The 23,047-nt window shown below is 34.6% G+C and carries 17 protein-coding genes, 1 tRNA gene and 1 pseudogene; 7 read left to right on the forward strand and 12 right to left on the reverse strand.

What is annotated here, in order from left to right:
- From PHC28_RS00145 to PHC28_RS00165, 5 genes and pseudogenes are all read right to left on the reverse strand, one after another.
- The coding region (locus tag PHC28_RS00145) for a zinc metalloprotease (protein WP_300095149.1) at nucleotides 1-1,426 on the reverse strand (1,426 nt) is incomplete at its 3' end.
- 99 nt (nucleotides 1,427-1,525) lie between these two features.
- Nucleotides 1,526-3,547, reverse strand: a complete 2,022-nt coding sequence (locus PHC28_RS00150; RefSeq protein ID WP_300095152.1) for a M43 family zinc metalloprotease — start codon at nucleotides 3,545-3,547, stop codon at nucleotides 1,526-1,528.
- A gap of 63 nt (nucleotides 3,548-3,610) precedes the next feature.
- A pseudogene (gene pth / locus PHC28_RS00155) lies at nucleotides 3,611-4,224 on the reverse strand (aminoacyl-tRNA hydrolase).
- Between the two features lie 208 nt (nucleotides 4,225-4,432).
- Nucleotides 4,433-5,044, reverse strand: coding sequence for a 50S ribosomal protein L25/general stress protein Ctc (locus PHC28_RS00160; RefSeq protein WP_300095155.1), 612 nt, complete (start codon nucleotides 5,042-5,044; stop codon nucleotides 4,433-4,435).
- A 66-nt stretch (nucleotides 5,045-5,110) separates the two neighbouring features.
- Nucleotides 5,111-6,052, reverse strand: a complete 942-nt coding sequence (locus PHC28_RS00165) for a ribose-phosphate pyrophosphokinase (protein ID WP_300095158.1) — start codon at nucleotides 6,050-6,052, stop codon at nucleotides 5,111-5,113.
- A 219-nt stretch (nucleotides 6,053-6,271) separates the two neighbouring features.
- Here PHC28_RS00165 and PHC28_RS00170 point away from each other — a divergent pair.
- Nucleotides 6,272-6,351, forward strand: a tRNA-Leu gene (locus PHC28_RS00170).
- Between the two features lie 40 nt (nucleotides 6,352-6,391).
- On the opposite strand, the gene PHC28_RS00175 is transcribed toward PHC28_RS00170, so the two are convergent.
- Nucleotides 6,392-7,390 (reverse strand): GntR family transcriptional regulator, encoded by a 999-nt coding sequence (locus PHC28_RS00175; RefSeq protein WP_300095162.1) that lies wholly within the window; start codon nucleotides 7,388-7,390, stop codon nucleotides 6,392-6,394.
- A 142-nt stretch (nucleotides 7,391-7,532) separates the two neighbouring features.
- On the opposite strand from PHC28_RS00175, the gene galK reads away from it, so the two are divergent.
- The 5 genes from galK to galA all read left to right on the forward strand — a co-directional run bounded on the left by galK (nucleotide 7,533) and on the right by galA (nucleotide 15,249).
- The gene (gene galK, locus PHC28_RS00180) at nucleotides 7,533-8,699 is read left to right on the forward strand and encodes a galactokinase (RefSeq protein ID WP_300095164.1); all 1,167 of its coding nucleotides are present in this window, start codon (nucleotides 7,533-7,535) and stop codon (nucleotides 8,697-8,699) included.
- 1 nt (nucleotide 8,700) lies between these two features.
- Entirely contained in the window at nucleotides 8,701-9,750 is a 1,050-nt protein-coding gene (locus PHC28_RS00185) for a UDP-glucose--hexose-1-phosphate uridylyltransferase (protein WP_300095167.1), read from the forward strand.
- Nucleotides 9,751-9,931: 181 nt separating this feature from the next.
- A complete protein-coding gene (locus tag PHC28_RS00190) occupies nucleotides 9,932-11,596 on the forward strand; it encodes a sodium/sugar symporter (protein ID WP_300095170.1) in 1,665 nt (554 codons plus the stop codon).
- Nucleotides 11,597-11,742: 146 nt separating this feature from the next.
- Nucleotides 11,743-12,807 carry an arabinogalactan endo-1,4-beta-galactosidase gene (locus tag PHC28_RS00195; RefSeq protein ID WP_300095175.1) on the forward strand — a complete coding sequence of 355 codons (1,065 nt, stop codon included), beginning with the start codon at nucleotides 11,743-11,745 and terminating at the stop codon, nucleotides 12,805-12,807.
- Nucleotides 12,808-12,822: 15 nt separating this feature from the next.
- The gene (gene galA, locus PHC28_RS00200; protein WP_300095179.1) at nucleotides 12,823-15,249 is read left to right on the forward strand and encodes a beta-galactosidase GalA; all 2,427 of its coding nucleotides are present in this window, start codon (nucleotides 12,823-12,825) and stop codon (nucleotides 15,247-15,249) included.
- Nucleotides 15,250-15,494: 245 nt separating this feature from the next.
- On the opposite strand, the gene PHC28_RS00205 is transcribed toward galA, so the two are convergent.
- From PHC28_RS00205 to PHC28_RS00215, 3 genes are all read right to left on the reverse strand, one after another.
- Nucleotides 15,495-15,935 (reverse strand): LexA family transcriptional regulator, encoded by a 441-nt coding sequence (locus tag PHC28_RS00205; protein ID WP_300095182.1) that lies wholly within the window; start codon nucleotides 15,933-15,935, stop codon nucleotides 15,495-15,497.
- Nucleotides 15,926-17,200, reverse strand: coding sequence for a Y-family DNA polymerase (locus PHC28_RS00210; RefSeq protein WP_300095187.1), 1,275 nt, complete (start codon nucleotides 17,198-17,200; stop codon nucleotides 15,926-15,928). The genes PHC28_RS00205 and PHC28_RS00210 overlap by 10 nt, the downstream gene beginning before the upstream one ends.
- Before the next feature lie 114 nt (nucleotides 17,201-17,314).
- Nucleotides 17,315-18,187, reverse strand: coding sequence for an AraC family transcriptional regulator (locus PHC28_RS00215; RefSeq protein WP_300095190.1), 873 nt, complete (start codon nucleotides 18,185-18,187; stop codon nucleotides 17,315-17,317).
- Nucleotides 18,188-18,371: 184 nt separating this feature from the next.
- On the opposite strand from PHC28_RS00215, the gene PHC28_RS00220 reads away from it, so the two are divergent.
- On the forward strand, nucleotides 18,372-18,968 hold the full coding sequence (locus tag PHC28_RS00220) for a T9SS type A sorting domain-containing protein (RefSeq protein ID WP_300095194.1): 597 nt from the start codon (nucleotides 18,372-18,374) through the stop codon (nucleotides 18,966-18,968).
- A 234-nt stretch (nucleotides 18,969-19,202) separates the two neighbouring features.
- On the opposite strand, the gene PHC28_RS00225 is transcribed toward PHC28_RS00220, so the two are convergent.
- From PHC28_RS00225 to PHC28_RS00235, 3 genes are all read right to left on the reverse strand, one after another.
- Nucleotides 19,203-20,081, reverse strand: a complete 879-nt coding sequence (locus tag PHC28_RS00225) for a hypothetical protein (RefSeq protein WP_300095199.1) — start codon at nucleotides 20,079-20,081, stop codon at nucleotides 19,203-19,205.
- A complete protein-coding gene (locus tag PHC28_RS00230; RefSeq protein ID WP_300095202.1) occupies nucleotides 20,081-21,514 on the reverse strand; it encodes an MBOAT family protein in 1,434 nt (477 codons plus the stop codon). The genes PHC28_RS00225 and PHC28_RS00230 overlap by 1 nt, the downstream gene beginning before the upstream one ends.
- Nucleotides 21,515-21,673: 159 nt before the next feature.
- Nucleotides 21,674-23,044, reverse strand: a complete 1,371-nt coding sequence (locus tag PHC28_RS00235) for an NADH-quinone oxidoreductase subunit N (RefSeq protein ID WP_300095205.1) — start codon at nucleotides 23,042-23,044, stop codon at nucleotides 21,674-21,676.
- Nucleotides 23,045-23,047 lie beyond the last annotated feature (3 nt).

Below are 23,047 nucleotides of genomic sequence, written 5' to 3' on the forward strand. Positions count from 1 at the left end.
AAAGTGTTACAATTATAGATTCATTTTGAGCTAAAGAACCTGTCCAAGTTTGAGTTTGATTGGCTCCTCCAGCAATAGAGTATTTTAAACTTGCGGATGTTAAAGCGGATGTTCCTCTATTGGTTAGAACCACATTCTTGTTGGTAGGAGTGGGTAGTGAGGCGCAGTCGGTAATATTGGAAGAGCAGTAATTGGTTACCGTTTTAATTTCGGCATCATTAGCATATAAAATAATCGCTGTCCCTTTAGTAGAGAGGGCAAGCGTTTTTCTTCTGTCGGAATTAGCCATAACGACCATTATTCTCTCTTTTTGATTTTGGGTAAAAATATTCATACAGGCATCATCAGTGTAATCCATATAATTTTCTACCATATCATTGCCTATATCTGTTGGACAAGTGTCATAAGTAGTTATACAATCATAGTGTTCATAGCCTTCTTGAGGAGTATCTGCACAATAATCAGTTGCTGTACAATCAGGGGATGCCGGAGATGCCGGGGTTGGAGGGGTTGTGGTTGGATCAGCTGGAATGGCTGGATGACCATTGCCATCACCCCAAGTATGTCTTAATCCTAGATAATGTCCAACTTCGTGCGTCATAGTTCTTCCTTTATCATAAGGTGCTGCCAATAAAAAGGTGCTGCCAAAATCGCTACTACCAAAAACATCATAACGTGAAACGACACCATCTGTGTTTGCATCTCCTCCAAAAGCATTAAGACCTTGTAAGCCAGAAGAATTTGGAAATTGAGCATAGCCAAGAAGATCGTTTCTTGTGAATTTTAAGGTCCACATATTCATATATTGAGTTGGATCCCAAATTGTTGATGGCTTTACAGTTTCGTTTATGTCAGTTTCTGACCAAGAAGATTGACACATGTTTACTCGGTCAATTCCGTTTGTAGGGTTTCCGTCTGGGTCTTGTTTGGCAAGAACAAATTCAATTTGGACATCAGCCGCAACAAGGTTCGTACTTGTTCCTCCTGGAGTACCTAACATTCTTCTGTAATCTTGATTTAGAACTGTAATTTGTGATTGTACTTGGTTATCGGTAATATTTGGAGCAGTTCCAATAGCTTGTCCGTTGTGTATCACGTGAACAACTACTGGGATTGTTATTATTGTTGATACAGCTGTTTTTGAGCTAGCTCGCAATGCTATTTGTTTCTTTACTAATGGAGCTAGCCAAGCTTCAAACTGAGCATTTGTCATTCTCGATGGGTTTTTCTCTTGAAGATATTGCTCATACTCTACAGTGGCACAACGAATGATTCCATTGTTTGGATTTGCATTTTTTACTTTAACAGCTTTGCCAAATAGAGTTTTGCTTGTTGTTTTGTTTGCCTGACTATAGGTATTACCGAGTATAAAAAGGCAAAAGGCAGTAAGGATTATTTTGGTAGAAATAGAGGTAATTGTTTTCATTTTATGAAATTTATTCGTCAAAGTTACTAATTTTCTAATAAGTATTTAAAAAAAGCAAATGGAAAGAAATCAATCCTCTCTGAATATTATTTGACAAAATTATTCTTTGATAAATCGTAAAGCCTTTTTCTTGGTTCCTTTTTCAAGAGCAATAAAATAGACACCACTGCTTAAAGAGGTTGTGTTGATTGTATAGTCATTTACATTAAAAAACGTTTCGGTTTTGATTATTTGCCCTAAAATATTACTAATCTTGTAACTGTTTAGAAACCCTGAATTGCTTGGGGTTTTTACATTTAAAAGTTCTTTTGTGGGATTTGGATAGATATAAAAATCATTGGAATCTATAACTACGTCTAGATTAATGCTGAATGTTGTGATTGCGGCTGTTGCAAATGAAGCTCCTGACGCTACAAGAATAGATCCGTCTGAAGATTTAATATCATAATAACCAGCTCCGAAATCACAGCAAATCCCATCTCCTTCAGTGTCATTTATTGAAAAAATATAGCATTGGTTATTTGCAAGTGTCCAGTTTTGAGTGATTAATGCAGGGATTGGTGTTGTGTCTGTATAGGATCCGCCACTATATAAAATTGTTCCAGAATCATTTTTTAGACTCCAAGTGGTTTCGCTTCCAAACTCGTCTTGCTGTAATCTAAACACAAAATCATTAATAGTGTAGTTAGTGGGCGCTGTTGGAAGTGTAAATGTTTCAGAGGAAGTGTTGTTTGAATTTCTTTGGTCAGCTACTCCATTAGCTTTAATGATTTCAATGTTTATAATTCCATTTATTGGCGAATTTATTGTTAAATCAAAAGTATCCGCTGCATTTGTTGCTAAATTTCCAGTCCAATTATAGGTTGCATTAGTACCATTATTAATGTTATAATTTAATGTTGCCGAAGTTAAGTTGCTTGTTCCTCTATTATAAAGGGTAATTTTCTGAATAGTTTGGTTAGGAACAGCACCGCAAGCGGATAATGGACAACTTGACTCAAGCTTTACTTCTGCATCATTTACAAATAAAGTTAATGGAGCGTTTTTGGTTGAAGTTTTTAACGTAGATCTTCGAGGAGAATTATTCATAACGGCAGTTATTCTGTCTTTTTGGTTTTGGGTGAAAATGTTCATACAAGTATCGTCCGTATAATCCATATAGTTTTCAACCATTTCATTTCCATTGGCATCACAATTTACAATAGTTGGGCATCCATAATTAGCATCGTGGTGAACAGGTGTGTCTGCACAATAATCGTCTCCACAAGTAGAATCTCCCCAAATATGCCTTAATCCTAACCAGTGGCCTACTTCATGAGTCATTGTTCTTCCTTTGTTATAAGTTGGATCCAATAAAAAAGTCCCGTCATCATATGTAATACTACCAAACACATTATAGCTTGAAACTACTCCGTCAGAGTTTGCATTACCACCAGAAGCATCAAGACCTGATAAGCCCGAAGCATCTGGAAATTGTGCATAACCCAAAACTGTATTGTCGGTTAATTTAACAGTCCACATATTCATATATAATGTAGGATCCCAAATGGTTGCTGGTTTTACCTTTGAATCAAACTCTGTTTCTGACCAATTTTCTTGGCAGAAACTTATTCGATCGATACCGTTTGTTGGATTTCCATTTGGATCTTGAAGAGCAAAAGCAAATTCAATTTGAACATCAGCTCCTACAGGATTTGAGTTATCACCAGGAGTTCCTATCATTTTTCTGTAATCTTGATTCAATATAGTAATCTGAGATTGAACTTGTGCATCTGTAATGTTTGGTGCCGTTCCGATTGCTTGTCCACTATGTATCACGTGGACTACAACTGGTATTGTTATGACTCCTCCACTTTGAGATGTAGTTCTCATAGATTGGTAGTGCTTAACTAATGGTGTTACCCATGCTTCAAACTGGGTGTTGGTCATTCTTTTTGGATTATTTTCCTGAAGAAATTTTTCATATTCTGTAGTTGCACATCGAATGTGTCCGTTAACTATATTTTTTGGATTGCCAAACAAAGTACTTTTTGCTTGTTTATTGCCTTGACTAAATGTCAAGTTTAGGGAAAGCAAACAAATTACAACGAATAGATTATGAATATGAGAAGTATTTTTCATTTAAGCAAAACTAGGAAAGACCAAATTAATTATAATTTAAACACAAAAATATTTTTTACCGTCTTATTTCCCATTGAATGCTGTCATTGTGTTTTCTAATCCAGCAGTTCCAAAGGATTTTATAATCTCGGAAGCCAATTCTAGTCGCTCGGGAAGCTTTTCTTTTTCATCTTCTTCCCATTCGCCAAGTACATAATCTATTTGTTTCCCTTTTTTGAATTCGTCACTAATGCCAAATCTAAATCGGTTATAATCTGTTGTATTCAAAAGTAAGTTGATGTTTTTTAATCCGTTGTGCCCTCCGTCACTGCCTTTTTTTCTGATGCGAATGGTTCCAAAAGATAAATTTAAGTCATCGGCAATTATCATAATATTTTCTAGAGGAATATTTTCTTTGTCCATCCAGTATTTCACTGCTTTTCCACTCAAATTCATATAAGTATTGGGTTTTAAAAGCAAAAAAGTGCGCCCTTTAAGTTTATATTCAGCAAGTGCTCCAAGCTTTACGGTTTCGAAATTAATTCCTTCTTTTTTGGCAAAGAAATCGACGATTTTAAAACCAATGTTGTGTCTTGTGTTTACATATTCAGCACCAATATTGCCTAGTCCTACAATCAAAAATTTATTACTCATGCTTTCATATTATTTTTTTGGTATTCGTGAACCTCTGGTTTCATATAATCTGTATTGTCTTCTGTTTTTGTTGATGAAAATAGGGTTTTTATCTATTTTATCATTTTACAAAAGTAATCTAATTACTTAATTTGAAAATGAGATAATTTGGAAATTTGAAAAGGGGGATTAGATTCTGCGTCTGTTGAGTTTTATAAAACAAAAAAAGCACCAGTTGTACAACTGATGCTTTTTTGAATATTTCGAAAAAAATTATTTTTTCTTTCCTTTTGCAGGTGCTTTTGCTGCTTTTGCTGCTTCTTGAGCTGCTTTCATAGCTGCACGAGAAATTCTTACTTGACAAACAACAGTGTTGTCTGGGTGTAATAATTTGTATTTGTCAGAAACAAGTTTCGTTACATACAATTTGTTTCCCATTTGAAGTTCAGAAATGTTAGCTTCAACATTATCTGGAAGATTTTTTGGTAAAGCTTTTACTTTTAATCTACGAGTATTTAAACGTAAATCACCACCTAATAATACACCTGGAGAAACACCAGTAATTTTTACTGGAACTTCCATAGTGATTTCTTTGTCGTCAAATAACTGAAAGAAGTCAATGTGTAAAATTTTGTCAGACACCGGGTGAACCTGAATGTCTTGTAAAACAGCATTGAATGATTTTCCTTCACCAAGTTCAATCACAACCGTGTGTGCGTTTGGAGTGTAAACCAAGGTTTTGAATGCTCTTTCGTCTGCTGAAAAATGCACTGGTTGATTTCCTCCGTATAACACGCAAGGAACCGCTCCAGCATTACGTAAGGCTTTAGTCGCAACTTTGCCCACGCTTTCTCTTTCTGATCCTTTAATTGTAATCGATTTCATTGTAAATATTTATATAGTTATTAATTAAACTCTTGTTGGGATTAGCTTTTGGTTTCTGTGTATGAATTACATCAAAAACTTTCCGCTAATGGAATTGTTGTGTTGTACCATTTGCATTACTTCTGCAAAAAGAGGTGCACAACTCACGACTCTTATTTTGTTTGATTCTTTCTTTAACGGAATAGAATCGGTAACTATCAATTCGAGTAATTTCGAATTTTCTATTTTTTCGTAGGCACCTCCTGATAAAATAGCGTGTGTACAAATTGCTCTTACACTCAATGCTCCTTTTTCTATCATTAAATCTGCGGCTTTCGCCAATGTGCCTCCGGTGTCAATCATATCATCAACCAAAATTACATTTCTGCCTTTCACTTCACCAATCAATTCCATTGTGTCAATAACATTGGCTTCTTTTCTCTGTTTGTAGCAAATTACAACATCAGACTCTAGGAATTTTGAATACGCATAAGCTCTTTTAGAACCTCCCATATCTGGCGATGCGATTGTTAAATTTTCTAGGTTCAAACTTTTTACATACGGCAAAAATATTGTCGATGCAAAAAGGTGATCTACAGGTTTTTCAAAGAATCCTTGAATTTGATCTGCGTGCAAATCCATCGTCATTATTCTTGTTGCTCCAGCAGTTTCTAGCAACTTTGCTGTCAATTTTGCTCCAATCGGAACCCTTGGTTTGTCTTTTCTGTCTTGTCTTGCCCAACCAAAGTATGGAATTACAGCTGTGATGTGTCTAGCCGAAGCTCGTTTTGCAGCATCTATCATAAGTAACAATTCCATCAAATTATCTGAATTTGGGAAAGTGGAACAAACAATAAATACACGCAAGCCTCTAATAGACTCCTCATAAGAGGGCTGAAATTCCCCATCGCTGTATTTTGACATTGTAACCTTGCCTAATGGAATTCCATATTCTTTAGCAATCTTTTCGGCGAGATAAACACTTTGTGAACACGCAAAAATTTTAGCTTCTGGCTCTAAGTGTGACATTTAATTTGTTGTTTTGTAGTTAGTTGCTGTTTTTCGTTTTACCGAGGTGCAAATTTAGGAATAAAATCGAACTCTGAAAGGAAAAATTTAAGTATTTTTAATAGTGATTTTAATATTATTTTTTACATTTGCACCGTGTTAAAGGAATCGATGGTTGATTTATAACAATCTCCTCTTTTATTGCGTTGAAATAACTGTTGTTATTTCATTGTCTGCTAAGCCCGGATGGCGGAATTGGTAGACGCGCTGGTCTCAAACACCTGTGGGAAACCGTGCCGGTTCGACTCCGGCTCCGGGTACAAAAACCGCTTCGAAAGAAGCGGTTTTTTTGGTTTTAATTCACAAAGAATTTCTCAATATCAAGGAACATTTGTTTTCTATTTGTTCTTTTTTTCCTTCTAAAATCATTTGGGACATAATTTTTCCCATAGCACGAAAATCTGTTGAAATGGTTGTGATGCCATTTTCTACTATTTTTTTTAAAGGAGTTTCATTGTAAGAAATAATTCCAAAATCGTCACCTAATTTCAAATTTTGAAGTTTCGATTTTTCTATCACACTTACTAAGTCTCGGTCATTTGGAATGATATATACTTCCTCTGTTTTTATTCCTCTGTTTTTAAACTCAGCAATGATTTCATATTCAATTATATAATCATTGCAAAATTTTTCAAATCCTTCTTTCATACCAATGGGTTCTCGAAAGCCAGGAAAGATTAAGATCAGTTTTTTATATTTCAATAGTTGGTTTTTCCCCTTTAATAAAGCATTATAAATATCCTTTTTATGATTTTGAAAAACAGCGGGAAAGATTTTAAGTTCTGAATTTGTTTGGTCTAATATATAAACATCATTAACTGGTAGGGTTTTTATAATTGCGGCGGCTCCAACTAAATTTGTCGGCATAATTATGTATTTGGTGTAGAGACCATTACTGTCGTCAATTATTTTTTTAAACACTTTGAGATTAAAATGATGAAAGAAAATTTCGACTTGAACGCCATTTCCTATGTTTTCTAAGATAGAATTATAAAGGTCTTCTTTGAAAATATTTAATTCCTCGAAAAGTAAAAAAATCCTTTGTTTTGTGGTTATATTAGTGCTTTTTAAGTAGTATCCTTTGCCTAAAATCGCATAAATAATTCCTCTTTTTTTAAGTTCTTCATAAGCTTGTAACACCGTATCGCGGGACAAAGAAAATTCTAAGCAAACTTTATTTATTGATGGTAAATGATCGTCTTTTTTTAATTTTCCTTCTTCAATTGCTCTTTCTACTGATGAAATGATTTGTTTATATTTTGGAATTCCCAAATTATTTTTGATAGAAATAATGTTCATAGAAATGATTTTTTTGCAAGATACAAAAACTGGTAGGTACTGGTATGTAAAAGTGAATTTTTATTTTATTTTTGAATATTGGAAAAAAAACATAAAAAACGTGAATCAATAATTTTTAGCACAAAATTTTATACTTATACTAATGAATAATCTTTTAATTACAAAAACAATAAATTTTTTCAAAGAAAAATTGGGTTCAAATCCAGAAAAAATAGTACTTTCTCCGGGAAGAATTAACATTATTGGCGAGCATATCGACTACAATGACGGTTTTGTTTTACCAGCAGCAATTGATAAAATTATCTGTTTTGCTTTCGAGAAAAACAACACCAATACCTCAAAAATAATTGCCATTGATCTTGAGGATGAATTTGAAATTGATTTAAATGATACCGTTAAGTTAAATGATAAAGTTTGGACAAATTACTTGCGAGGAGTTATTAATCAATTAAAAAACAATGGATTTATTTTTGAAGGTTTCAACTGTGTTTTTAGCAGCAATATTCCAGTGGGTTCCGGTTTGTCTTCTTCAGCAGCATTAGAATGTGGATTCCTTTTTGGAATTAATGAACTTTTTGGTTTGAAAATAAAGCCAATTGATATTGCCTTAATGGGACAAAAAGCGGAACATTGGGTTGGGATTAATTGCGGAATTATGGATCAATTTTCGAGTGTAATGGGTTTAGAAAATAAAGTGATAAAAATAGATTGTAGCACTTTAGAATTCGAATATCACGACGCTAATTTTAGCGATTATTCTTTGGTTTTATTCGATTCGAATGTAAAACATTCCTTAATGACATCGGCCTATAATCAAAGAAGAGAACAATGTGAAGAAGGCATTTCGATACTAAAAACAAATTTTCCAGAAATTAAAAGTTTTAGAGATTGCACAGAAAGTCAAGTTTTAAGTTTGGAAAAGGTGATGGGGCCAGATATTTTTAAAAGATGTTCTTTTGTAGTTAAAGAAATTAGCCGAGTTACAAAAGCCTGCGAAGCTTTAGACAATGGGGAAATTGAAGTTTTAGGAAGATTAATGTTTGAAACTCACGAAGGATTATCGGTTGAATATGAAGTGAGTTGCGATGAATTAGATTTTTTGGTCAATAGCGTAAAAAAAGAAAATTGCGTAATTGGTTCTCGTTTGATGGGTGGTGGTTTTGGGGGATGCACTATAAACTTAATTAAAAAAGGAGAAGAAGAATCCATAAAGTCAAAGCTTTCTAAATTATATTTGGATGCTTTTGGGATAGAATTAAAAATTTATGATGTTAAAATAAGTAACGGCACAACACTTTATACTAATTAGAATGAAAAAATTCGATATATACGAAGACCCACATAGACGCTATAATCCATTAATAAACGAATGGGTTTTAGTTTCTCCTCACCGTTCAAAAAGACCTTGGCAAGGTCAGAATGAAACGGTAACTTCAAATACATTACCCGAATATGACCCAAACTGTTACTTATGTCCTGGAAATATAAGAGCTAATGGCGAGGTAAATCCAGCTTATGAAAATGCTTTTGTTTTCGAAAATGATTTTGCTGCTTTAAAGCAAGAAGAAATTGCATTTGAAGAGAAAACAACTGAAACTTTTTTCAAAGCAAAACCAGAAAGAGGTATTTCTAGAGTAGTTTGTTTTTCTCCAAAACACAACTTGACTTTGCCTGAAATGCCTATGGAAGATATTGAAAACATTATACTTACTTGGCAAAAAGAATATACTAATTTGGGAAATGTTGATTACATCAACCACGTTCAGATTTTTGAAAACAAAGGAAGCGTAATGGGATGTAGCAATCCACATCCACACGGACAAATATGGGCGCAATCTTCCTTGCCAACCGAAGTTGAGAAAACGCAAAACAATTTAAAAGGGTATTATGATGCACATCAATCTAATCTTCTTTTAGATTATTTGAAAGAAGAATTGAAGTTGGGAGAAAGAATTGTAATTGAGAATAATCATTTTGTAGCTTTAGTTCCCTTTTGGGCTATTTGGCCGTTCGAAACGATGATAATTAGTAAACGTCATATCAATAAAATCACTAATTTTACTAAAGACGAAATCACTGATTTTGCCTTGACTTTAAAACAATTGACATCGAAATATGATAATCTATTTCAAACGTCGTTTCCTTATTCATCAGGAATTCATCAGTCCTCTACAGATGGAGAGTCGCATCCGGAATGGCAATTTCACATGCATTTTTATCCGCCATTATTGCGTTCAGCAACTGTAAAAAAATTTATGGTGGGATACGAAATGATGGGTGAATCTCAACGTGATATCACTCCTGAGAAAAGCGCTCAAATGTTAAGAGATTTATCTGATGTACATTATAAAAGCAAATAATATACTGGGATGGAAGACCAAATTCAGTATAGATTCAAGCTATAGAAAGTGCTAGGAAAGGGTACAAAAAGGAAGGTCTAAATAGGTTTTATTTTTTGCAGACATTAATAAATAAGAATACAAATAGGAAAACATATTTTTAGAGTATAAATTATTTTAAATTACTAACAATAAACATTTTATGGAAACAGGTTTTGGATTTATAGATTATGCGGTTTTTTCCGCTTACGCATTACTAATTTTGGGAGTTGGCTTATGGGTATCACGAGATAAGGATGGTCAGCAAAAAAATGCTGAAGATTATTTTCTTGCGAGTAAATCATTACCATGGTGGGCAATTGGTTCGTCATTAATTGCGGCAAATATTTCTGCAGAACAATTTATCGGGATGTCAGGTTCTGGTTTTGCTTTAGGTTTGGCAATTGCTTCTTATGAATGGATGGCTGCTTTTACTTTAATCATAGTTGGAAAATATTTTCTGCCTATCTTCATTGAAAAAGGAATATATACTATTCCTGAATTTGTTGAGAAACGTTTTTCTACAAATCTGAAAACAATTTTAGCCGTATTTTGGATTGCTTTATATGTATTTGTAAATCTAACCACTGTATTGTATTTAGGTGGATTAGCTATTGAGACAATCTTAGGTATAAATATTATGTATGCTATTATTGGATTAGCACTATTTTCTGCGGCTTATTCTTTATATGGCGGACTTTCAGCTGTTGCTTGGACAGATGTAATTCAAGTAGTTTTCTTGGTTTTAGGAGGTTTAGTAACTACTTATTTGGCCTTAAATACAGTTTCTGATGGAGCTGGAATGTGGGCAGGATTACAACATATTTACCATGCAGCACCAGACCGTTTTGTGATGATTTTAGACAAATCGAATCCTGAATATATGAATCTTCCTGGTATTGGAGTTTTAGTTGGTGGACTTTGGGTTGCTAATATATATTATTGGGGTTTTAATCAATATATTATCCAAAGAACATTGGCTGCAAAATCGTTGCGTGAAGCTCAAAAAGGAATTTTATTAGCAGCTTTTTTAAAATTGATTATCCCTTTGATTGTGGTAATTCCTGGAATTGCAGCTTATGTAATTATTAATGATCCAACTATTATGGCTAGATTAGGAGCCTCTGCAATGGAAAACTTGCCGGGAATAGGAACTGCAGATAGAGCTTATCCCTGGTTATTGCATTTCTTGCCAGCAGGATTAAAAGGATTGGCTTTTGCTGCATTAGCTGCTGCCATTGTATCTTCGTTAGCTTCTATGTTGAACTCAACTTCTACCATTTTTACAATGGATATTTACAAGCAATATATTAATCCTAATGCAGGTGACAAAAAAACAGTAAATGTGGGTCGTCTTTCTGGAGGTATTGCATTATTAATTGCGGTTATTATGGCACCACTTTTAGGAGGAATTGATCAAGCATTCCAATACATCCAAGAATATACAGGGATTGTAAGTCCAGGTATCTTAGCTGTTTTTGTATTGGGATTGTTTTGGAAAAAAACAACAAACAAAGCGGCTATTTGGGGAGCATTATTCTCTATTCCGATTGCTATGTTCTTTAAAATTGGACCAAAAGGTTGGGTTGCAGGAAGTGGAATGGAATCTTTTTTCCCAACGTTGCCTTGGATGGATCAAATGGGATATACTGCGGTTTTAACTATGATTTTAATTGCAATCATTAGCTTGATCGAAAATAAAGGAAAAGAGGATGCAAAAGGAATTCCTTTGACTAAAGAGTTATTTAAAACAAGTCCTTTATTCAACATCTGTTCCTTTGCAATAATGATTATCTTGGTTGTAGCTTATGCAGCTTTCTGGAAATAATTCAACACAGAAACTATCATTACAACAAACGGTTTTTTTATAATATTAATTAAAGAATTAGCCTGTTTTTAGCTATGAGTATTGGTTATTTTTTAAGATTTTAACACTAATAGACATCTAATGTTTATGCCTTTTTAAAAATAATAATGAAAAAAATAATAGTACAATTTCGATTAGTTTTTGTGACAATAATCTCATTGCTAATTTATTCTTGCAGTGGAGCCCAAACACCTGAGCCAACACCTGAACCTACTCCCATACCACCAACTTTTGCGTTTTTAAAAGGGGCTGATGTGGGCTGGTTGCCACAAATGGAAGCCACAGGATTCAAATTTTATGATACTGATGGTTCACAAAAAGATTGTTTGCAATTGCTGAAAGATAGAGGAATAAATACCATTCGTCTTCGTGTTTGGGTAAATCCATCTAACGATAAAGCTAGCGGACATTGTAGCCCAGCCGAAACTGTCGTGATGGCTGTTCGTGCCAAAAATATGGGAATGCGTATTATGATTGACTTTCACTATAGTGATTCGTGGGCAGATCCAGCTAAACAAACCAAACCTGCCGCTTGGGCAAGCCATCCTTTTGTAGAGTTGCAAAATGATGTGTATCAACATACTTATGATGTTTTGACAGCCTTGAAATCCGCTGGTGTAACTCCAGAATGGGTGCAGATTGGCAACGAAATTCCTAGTGGAATGCTTTGGCCAGAAGGAAGCACTTCAAATTGGGGTCAATTGGCACTATTATTAAATAAAGGATACGAAGCAACAAAAGCAATAGATGCATCAATCAAAGTTATTGTTCACGTGGATCAAGGAAATGATAATGCAAGATTCAGATGGTTTTTTGATAATGCGAAAGCTAATAATGTAAAATATGACGTGATTGGAATGTCGTATTATCCTTATTGGATAAAAAGTGATTATACGGCTACGATTGCTGACTTGGAGAATAATCTAAAAGATATGGTTTCAAGGTACGGAAAAGAAGTGATGGTTGTTGAGGTTGGAGGCGATTATACATTAGTTCAAAACACTAAAGATATGCTCGTTGCTGTTATAAATGCTGTAAAAGCTGTTCCAAATAACAAAGGGCTTGGCGTTATTTATTGGGAACCCGAAGGCGAAAAAAGTTGGAGTGGTTATCAATTGAATGCTTGGCAATCTGACGGAAAACCTTCGCCTGCTTTAGATGCTTTTAAATAATAGTAAATATCAAAAATGAACAAAATTTTATTACCGATATCTGGGAAATTGGCATTTCTAATTTTATGCTTTGTCTTAAATGGATATAATGCAAACGCTCAAAAAAAAATAAACTTTGATGAAGGTTGGAAGTTTCATTTTGGAAATGCAGCCAATCCAGACAAGGATTTTAATTATAGTACGGCCACTATTTTTTCTAAATCAGGATCGGCTCCTAAAACAGCGATTGATCCAAAATTTATAGATACTACTTGGACGCCTATAAACGTGCCGCACGATTGGGCAGTGGGTTTGCCATTTGAAAATTCTGCCAATTTTGATGTAGAATCTCATGGCTATAAACCAGTTGGCGGCTTTTATCCCGAAACAAGCATTGGTTGGTATCGTAAACATTTTTCTGTAACTAGAGACAATATAAATAGTCGTTTCCAAATTCAATTTGACGGAATCTTTCGCAATGCCTCCATCTGGTTAAATGGTTTTTATGTGGGCACAAATAGTAGTGGCTATGTCGGAAAATCTTATGATGTAACTGATTATATTAATTTTGATAAAGAAAATGTATTGGTTGTAAGGGTTGATGCGACCCAATATGAAGGTTGGTTCTATGAAGGAGCTGGAATTTATAGACACGTATGGCTCAATCAATACAACAATTTGCACATCCCGGAAGATGGCTTGTATGTAGTTCCTGAAGTCAAAGGAAAAAAGGCAGCAATAAACATTCAAACAACAGTTGAAAATAAAAATCTAAATGCTTCCCAATGTGTTGTTTTCTCATACATCACAGATAGAAATGGAAAAATAGTAGCCAAAACTGGGGTGCAAAAAGTTTCTCTTCCAGTAAATGGTAAAATAATTGTCAAGCAAAAGTTGAACATAAATAACCCCCATTTATGGTCATTGGAGGATCCTTATTTGTATAGAGCGGTTTCGGTTGTTGAGCAAGATGGACAAATTGTCAATCAAGCCAAAAGCAAATTTGGAGTCAGAACAATACGATTTGATGCCAAAGAGGGTTTCTTCCTAAATGGGAAACACATCAAAATTAAAGGAACTAACAACCATCAAGATCATGCTGGAATCGGTAGTGCCTTACCAGATTATATGCACTATTATCGCATTAAATTATTAAAAGAAATGGGGTCTAATGCGTATAGAACTAGCCACAATGCACCTACACCAGAACTCCTTGAAGCCTGCGACAGTTTAGGAATGCTCGTTTTAGACGAGCAACGTTTACTCAACAGTAGCCCAGAATATATAGATCAATTCGAGCGATTGATGCTGAGAGACCGAAATCATCCTTCTGTATTTCTTTGGTCGATTGGAAACGAAGAAGGATGGATTCAGAAAACCGAACAAGGCAAAAAAATTGCACAAACACTATTGGCCAAACAAAAAGAACTTGATCCTTCCAGAACGAGTACTTATGCTGCAGATATGGGGAATGAATTCAAAGGTGTAAACGAAGTGATTCCGATTCGCGGATTCAATTATCGTCAATTTGCCGTTGCCGATTATCATAAAGAGCATCCCAATCAACCCCTGATTGGAACTGAAATGGGAAGTACCGTTACAACTCGTGGAATTTATGAAAAGGACAGTATCAGAGCCTATGTTCCTGATCAGGATATAACGGCACCTTGGTGGGCTAGCAAAGCAGAAGATTGGTGGAAACTGGCCGCAGAAAACGACTATTGGCTGGGTGGTTTTGTATGGACTGGTTTTGATTATCGGGGAGAACCAACACCTTATAAATGGCCAAATATCAATTCTCATTTTGGAATTTTGGATGTTTGCGGTTTTCCAAAAAATATTTATTACTACTATCAAAGTTGGTGGACAGACGAAGATGTTTTACACATTTCTCCGCATTGGAACTGGCCTGAAAAAATAGGGCAACCCATTGATGTATGGGTGAATTCCAATGCCGATAACGTGGAATTGTTTTTAAACGGGAAAAGTTTAGGAAAAAAAGTAATGCCAAGAAATAGTCATTTGCAATGGGAAGTGAATTACGAACCTGGAACTTTAGAAGCAATTGCTTATAAAAAAGGCAAAAAACTAACTTCAAAAGTGGAGACAACAGGTCAAGTTTATAATGTTGTATTGACTCCCGACAAAAATATGCTGACTGCTGACGGGAAAGATGCTACGGTGATTAATATTTCTCTTACGGATGAAAAGGGAAGAGAAGTTCCTGATGCCGATAATAGGGTACGCTTTTATCTTTCAGGAGATGCTAAAATAATTGGCGTAGGAAATGGTGATCCAAGTTCTCACGAACCTGATAAATGCAGTGATGGTGCTTGGCAGCGAAGTGCATTCAACGGGAAATGTCAGGTAATTATTCAATCCGGAAAAACAACAGGTTCTGTAAAATTGGAAGCAAAATCAAACGGATTACAATCTGCATCAACAAACATTACCCTTAAATAATCAACGAATTCAAAATTTAAGTATTAGCTAAAATTTAATGTCGTATTTTAATGAATTCCTTTGCCACAGATTTGCTTCGCCTGTTCGTTATCACTCGGGTCTCAGATTGGCACAGATTAATTCGGTAAAGCTTAAAAATCTTTTTAATCCTTCTAATCTGTGGCAAAAACTCTTTTTAATAATTGCGACATTATATCTTTCTCGTTACTTATGAAGAAAAAGTGTGAAACTAATTCAGTTTAGTTTCACACTTTTTTTATTACATAAGTCACGATTCCCCAAATGATGAGTTCATTTTCTTCGGTGACTTTTATGGGAGAATAGCTGGGGTTTTCGGGCATTAAATACAAACAATCTTTTTCTTTTTGAATGCGTTTTACGGTGAATTCTCCATCAATAAAGCAAATGGCAATTTTGTTATTCTGTGGCTCCAAACTTCGATCTACCACGAGAACATCTTTGTCGTTGATTCCGGCGTCAATCATCGAATTCCCTTTGACTTTGATGTAAAAAGTAGCCAAAGGATTCGTGCTTAATTCTTTATTCAAATCAATATTGGTTTCCATAAAATCAGCCGCAGGCGAAGGAAATCCAGCCGAAACCCCTTCTTTTACGAAAGGAAATCTAAGTTCGCTTTCGAAATTAGGTTTGAAAAAAGTTAGTTTTTGCGCTTTATTTACTGACATCGTATTTCGAGAATATCGTTGAAATTAGTAGTATATTTGGGTGACAGATGATTCTGGTTCATATTCCAAGTCAGGTTTAAATTCTGAGTAGCCAATTTCACTTTCGTATCGCCAATTTTGGTATTCAATTTGTCCATTGCTTGCATCAAAGCTAAATGTTTTGGATTTTCTTCGTCGAATAATTGAAACTGTTTTTGGTTTTCGTCAATCAATTCAGTAACAATTACACCCGCTTTTTTGAACTTCATATTTTCGTTTCCTCTATGCAATTTTTTCAGCATTTCAATCGCCATATTTGAAATGGTCAGCGTCGAATTCGTTGCAAAAGGTAGCGTAACCGCCATGTTAAAATAATATTTTGAGGTTTGAATTGTATGTTTGTCAACGACCAACATCACAATAATAGTGTGACAACAAGATTTTTGTTTTCGTAGTTTCTCCGCACAAACCGATGCAAATGTAGCCACGCGTTCGCGCAACAAATCAAAATCGGAAATTTGTTTGGGAAAACTTCGGGTAGTGGTAATGCTTTTCTTTTGGTCGATAATTGGGTCTAATTCCAAAACCGATTTTCCTTCTAGTTCATATTTCAAACGCATTCCCACAACGCCCATTTCTTTCTTGATCCAAGCTTCGTGTTGAGGTTGAACAAAATCGAAAGCGGTATTGATGTTTCGCAATTTTACTTTTTTAATCATTCGATAACCAATGCCCCAAACATCCTCAATCTTTGTCCATTTCAGGGCTTTGATGCGTTTTTCTTCGGTGTCGATTATATAAACTCCCGAAGTTCTATCTTGAAATTTCTTCGCAATTTTGTTGGCGACTTTCGATAGAACTTTGGTTTCGGCAAAGCCAATACAAACAGGAATGCCAACCCATTTTTGCACTCTACGTTTTATTTGAAGTCCATAATTATGATAATCTGAAATGGTCAATCCATCAAAATTCAGGAAAGCTTCATCAATGCTGTAGATTTCCAGATTAGGTGTAAATTGGTTTAAAATCGCCATCACTCGATTGCTCAAATCGCCATAAAGTGGATAATTCGAAGAGAATAATTTGATGTTTTTTTCTTTGACCAAATTTTTAATTTGAAATGCAGGTGCGCCCATTGGAACGCCAACGACCTTGGCTTCGTTACTTCTAGAAATCACGCAACCATCGTTATTAGATAAAATCGCAACCGGTTTTCCGTTGAATTTCGGTTGAAAAACACGTTCGCAGGAAGCGTAAAAATTATTGCAATCGACTAAAGCATACATTGTGTAAAATTACAGAATAGCCTATAATTGTGATGTGGATAAAAAGTTAATTTTGATGATTGTTGATAAAAATTTTGATGCGTTTTTTTGACTTTCCAAAAAGCAATCATATTATTACTCTAGAACGGAACGCAGTTCTTTACGATATTGTGAGGCACTCTTACCTGTAAATTCTTGGAATGATTTATTGAAGTAGCTAAAGTTATTGAAACCACTTTCGAAGCTGATCTCGGTAATGCTTATGCGTTTTTCCGCTAATAGTTTGGAGGCGTGTACCAAGCGATATTCATTGACAAACTTCGTAAATGTTTTATGAGTTATTTTCTTGAAATAGCGGCAAAAAGAAGGAACGGTCATACTGACCAATGCTGCCACTTCCTCTAAAGTGATTTGTTCTTGAAAATTATCTTTTACAAAGTTGAAAATCGTATTTATTTTGTCATTGTCCTGCATTTGCATGTGCATTGAAAATCCTTCGGCATTCAAAACCTTGAATTCGGTGGCTTCTTCCATTTCATTTAGAATAGAAAGCAAAGTGAGCAATCTTTCAAACGGCAATTGGTTTTCAATAAGTTCTATTTTGTTTCCTATTCTTTTTTTTGTTTCACCAATAAAAACAAGACCAGATTTGGCTCTATGGAAAAGATGCTGAATATTTTTCATTTCTGAAATCCCCAAAAAATCAACTCCCAAAAAGTCTGGTTTCATGTGTATCACCGTTTCTTTGGTATTTCCAGTTTTTTCATCGGTAAAACCACAATGGGGCAAGTTGCTTCCTATAAGTATTAGACTGCCAGTGGTGTAATAAGAAATATGGCTTCCTACTTGGCGTTTGCCTGTGCCTCCGTTTACATATACCAATTCGATTTCGGGATGATAATGCCAAAAGTGGGCTTGGCTATTCTCATTTTCGACATATTTAGTCAAAGTGAAGGAACTCCCGAACGATGGTTCTATCATTTCTAGGGTAGGAAGTATCTTTTTCATAGTACTAAGAATTTAAATCAATGCAAAATTAACTCTAATTAACACACAATTGTCTTTTTTAACCTATTTCGTTTTCGTAAAAGGTAATATACCATACAAATAAGAAAATAGGGTGTTGTTATGCTCTGAATCACTCCAATATCTTTGCCTTATCAAACCATAATAAATTTAAAAAAAAACAATTATGAAAAAGATTTTAAAATTTAGTTTAGTGTTGGTAGTAGCATTTACAACTATGAACTTACACGCAGGTACTGTTGATTTTACAATTGGAGTAAAAAAAGAACAGGGAAAGATTGTAACTTTTGCTTTGGAAAATATGATAAGTACTATTGATTTATCTATATATGATGCAGAAGGTAAACTGATTCATTCTGAAAAGGTGAATTCGAAAAAGAATATTAATAGAACCTATGATTTGAATGCTTTGCCAAAAGGAACTTATTTCTTAGAAGTTGAATCTGATTTTAAAATTTCTAGATATATAATTTCAGTTATTGGGGAAACGGCTTCATTATCAACTGAACCAACTTCAGAAATTTACAAACCAACATTTGTATCCAAAGAGGGATTGGTATGGGTAGGTCTTTTTAATGTAGATAAATCTCCTGTAAACATTAAAATTTTCGATAAAGACGACAATGAAGTTTATGATAGCAAAGAGGTTTTAGATCAAAACGTGAAAAAAGTTTTTGACATCAACTATAATAATAGTGAAGAATACACTTTTGTAGTTACAGATAACGACAGAACTTTTACAAAAACATTTGGAAAAAGATAGTAATTCAACAATTCTTTTTTTTTAGAAACAGCTCCATTTTTGGAGCTGTTTTTATTTTTTTAGGTTTCCTAGAATCCCAACTGGCTTGAACAGCAGTCAAACCGTTAGAAGGATATTCAATAAAAAATTCAGGTTAATTCTCCAAAAGAAAAATAAATAAGCCCAAATCGTGACTTGGCTCAACCCAAGATTTTCCAACGAATTGTTTTGGTGTTGTTTGCCATTTGTAATATTTTATTTTGTTTGAAAAAACCTTTCTATAACAACAGCCGTAAACATCCTCGCACCAGTATCATTCATGTGACCGCAGGAAGAAAAATATTGATCACCTTGAACGACATTTTCCAGATTGTGAATTTCAGGATAAATTTTGTTTGCCTTTTCAAAATAGTCCATTCCTTTTACATTAGAACACATTGGCGTCATTACAGCGATTAGAGTGTAATTGTTTTGCTTGCAAATTTGCTTGATTTCCTCGTAGTATTTATTGTGAATGGGTTTCAAAGCAGTCAAATCATTTTTCATATTTCCAGGTTTGTGTCCCAAAGGATGATAACCCAAATGGTCTAAAATATTCGTCGGTTTGCCAGTTGCAGTATTGTACATTTCTCGGAAACCAATAAGCGCATCAAAATCAATATAACGATAAAAAGGAATATAATACAATTCATTAAAGTTTTCTAGCTTTAAAAAATGGTTTTTTATTACTTCGGAATGATGAATGTAGGGTAGAAATTTTGCAGCAATCATATCGGATTCTTTTTCGTTGCAAAGTCCTAAATCAGCTTCCAGAATCACGGTTTTGATTTGATATTTTCTTTCTGCCATCAATTTTAGCATTAGCGAAGCCTCGAATAAATGTGCGCCACTCATCCCATAATTGAAAGTTTTAAGTCCTTTCTTTTCAAATAATTCGGGTACAAAATGATTATTAGCTCTTGACGAACCCAAAATTACCACATCATAATTCTTAGCTTTGGAATTGAATACATTTTCCACTTTTCCACGATTGGAAGAATGCAAATACACCGTCGTGTAAGTCCAATCCAGCGCTACTAAAATCACTAGAATAGTGAATAGAATTTTGACAACTAATGTTATAAATTTCTTCATTAGAATTGGAAATAAATAAATTCTTTATAATCCGCATAAGTTCCCAAAGCGATAATTGCTAAGAGACACAAAGCCATTTTTAACCAACTGTATTTTCCTGAAATGGGTTCTATTTTGAATCGGCTGTTCCATTCCACCAAAACAAATGCAAAGACGAGCAACAGCACTTCGTAATTGTAACGTTCGTTTTCTAGATATTGCGTTGCGAAAGTCCAGTTGGTAAAGATTCTTTCAATATAATCAAAAGCAATGCTTATGGATTTTGCCTTAAAAAATATCCAAGCCAAACACGTCATCGAAAAAGTGGCGAGAATACTAAAAAACACTTTTATGGAATTGAAATCCCAATTCAGTTCGGCCGTTTCCATATTGTTTCGGTTTGTTCCCAATAACAATGAAGGTAAAAAATACAAGGCGTTGATAAATCCCCAAGCTAGAAAAGTCCAATTGGCTCCGTGCCAAAAACCACTCACTACAAATATGATGAATACATTTCGGACTTGTTTCCATTTGCTTCCACGGCTTCCGCCAAGGGGAATGTACAAGTAATCTCGAAACCAAGACGATAATGAAATATGCCAACGACGCCAAAACTCGGCAATATCTCTTGAAAAATAAGGATAATTGAAGTTTCGCAACAAGTCTAATCCAAACAATTTCGACATTCCCAAAGCCATATCCGAATATCCTGAAAAGTCGCCATAAATTTGGAATGCAAAATAAACTGCGCCCAAAATCAAGGAAAAAGAATTCATCGAAGTGTAATTGTCAAAAATAGCATTAACATAAGTGGCGCAAGTGTCGGCAATCACTACTTTTTTTACCAATCCCCAAATAATTTGGTAAACACCTTCTTTGGCTTTTTCGAAATCGAAATTTCTTTTCAGTTTTACTTGTGGCAATAAATGCGTGGCTCTTTCGATTGGTCCAGCCACCAAAAGCGGAAAATAACTTACGAACAAGGCATAATCAATTACATTTTTCTCGGACTGAATTCTTTTGTAGTAAATGTCAATCACGTACGAAAGTCCGTGAAAAGTATAGAAAGAGATTCCAACGGGAAGAATAACATTCAATAAAAGTGGACTGGATTTTATACCAATATTGCTTAATGCTTCTGCAAAGGAAAAGGCAAAAAAATTGTAGTATTTGAAAATTGCCAAGAATCCAAGATTAAAAACGATGCTCAACCAAAACCAAAATTTTCGACTTTTTTCCTGTGTACTTTTTTCTATTTGGATTCCTGTGAAATAACATAAAAGGGTAGAAAACAATAGCAAAAATAAGAATCGCCAATCCCAACAAGAATAAAAATAATAACTCACTACAACCAGAAATGTGTTTTGAGCACTTTTTGTTTTACTGAAAACAAGCCAATAGAGTAAAAACACTATTGGTAAGAAAACAGCAAAGGGTAATGAGTTAAAAAACATATTTTGGTTGTATAATGAAGACAAAAACCACCACGCTTATAGGCAGGATGGTTTATTATCTTATATTTTAAAAAAAATTACCGCAGATTCACAGATTTTAAAATTTATCAAAAATCTGCGAATCTGCGGTTAAATTATTTTTGTAATCATACTGACTTTTTATCCCAATAAATCCAATACCACAGAAGGGAATAAACCTAAAATAATATTCAGAAGAATTGCCACAACTGCCACTGCATAAAACACAAACGGAGTTTTTGTAGTCTCTTCATTTGGTTCTTTGCCAAACATTGCCAAAATTAACTTGAAATAATAACCCACACTTATTATTGAGTTGATAACTGCTGCGATTACAATTACTAAATAACCCGCTTGAATGGTTTGATTGAACAAAACCATTTTGGCAAAAAATCCAGCAAAAATTGGTATTCCAGCCATCGAAAGTAAAGCTGATGTAAGAACGACTGCCAATAATGGATTGGTTTTTCCCAAACCGTTGAAGTTTTCGATAGCTTCGTTATCCTTGTTTTTGCAAACGTATAAAATCACCGCAAAAGCAGCAATTCCAGCTAATGAATATGCCGTAGCATAATACAATAAACTTCCTGCCGAAGTACTGATGCTTAACAAAGCCATCAACATAAAACCAGCGTGTGAAATTCCGGAGAAAGCCAACATACGTTTCACGTTGGTTTGTCTCAACGCCATTATATTTCCAACAGTCATCGAAGCAATTGAGATAACAATAATGATATTGATAAATGCATCCGAAAGGTCAGCATTCATAGCTGTAAGCAATTTATATAAAGTTGCCATTGCAACTACTTTTACCAAAGTACTCATTGTTGCAGTTGTCAAAGCAGGTGAACCTTCATAAACATCAGGAGCCCAAAAATGGAAAGGAACGGCAGCAATTTTGAAAAGCATTCCAATAGTAACCAATGAAACTCCTATTGGAAACCAAGAAGGCAATTCGGCAGAGCGAGACCAATCTGTAATTTCTGCAATGTCAAAAGTTCCCATTGCACCGTAAATCAAACAAATTCCGAACAATATAATTCCAGAAGCAAAGGAACCCATCAAGAAATATTTCATTCCAGCTTCGTTGCTTTTTATATTTGTTCTCTTGCTTGCGGCAAGAATATACAAGGAAATAGACAAAATTTCGATTCCTAAAAAGAACATTGCCAAGTTTCCAAAAGAGACCATTGCGATTGCACCAGCTAACATAAATATTTTTATGGCAATAAAATCTGATATTTTTGTTTGGTGATCTTCGTAGAAATCGTGACTCAACGCCACCAAGAAAATGGTAAGAACAATAAACAATGCTGAAAATGCAGATGAAAACTGGCTCACCACAATCATATTATTGTGATAACTCGCAGGAGAATTAAATTCGGAGTAGGTTAATCCAAGAATTGCCAATAATCCAATAATTGTTACTGGGACAATGGCTTTTCTGAAATTTAAAATTTCAAATAAAAGGCATAAAACACCTAATCCTGTTATAGCTATTAATGTATTCATTTT

Origin of the sequence: Flavobacterium sp. (assembly GCF_028712645.1) — a bacterium.
Classification (GTDB): domain Bacteria; phylum Bacteroidota; class Bacteroidia; order Flavobacteriales; family Flavobacteriaceae; genus Flavobacterium.